The sequence below is a fragment of the Zoogloea sp. LCSB751 genome (assembly GCF_002028455.1).
Classification (GTDB): Bacteria; Pseudomonadota; Gammaproteobacteria; order Burkholderiales; family Rhodocyclaceae; genus Zoogloea.
This window is the reverse complement of record NZ_MWUM01000679.1, coordinates 1-232: the sequence shown is the minus strand read 5'-3', so window position 1 is coordinate 232 and position 232 is coordinate 1. Positions and strand designations below refer to the sequence as shown.

The 232-nt window shown below is 48.3% G+C and carries 1 protein-coding gene; it reads left to right on the top strand.

Annotated elements, in window-relative coordinates:
- The coding region (locus B4920_RS28150) for a hypothetical protein (protein WP_139379804.1) at positions 1–232 on the top strand (232 nt) is incomplete at both ends.

Below are 232 nucleotides of genomic sequence, written 5' to 3'. Positions count from 1 at the left end.
AATAAAGAAACCCTAACCGCGCAGCAAAAAAGCCTATTAGCTGAGCAGTCGGTGATCCGCGCCCAGCTTGAAAAAAACGTGGCTCTCGATGAAGAGCTTAAAAAACGTAATGAAGCGCTGCGTCTACAAAGTTACAGCGCCAATCTTGCTGCCAACTTAGCCTCAGAGCAACAACGCAATGCCGACAAACTCGCCAGCTTTGGCTTAGGCGATAAAGCACAACAGCGTTTAG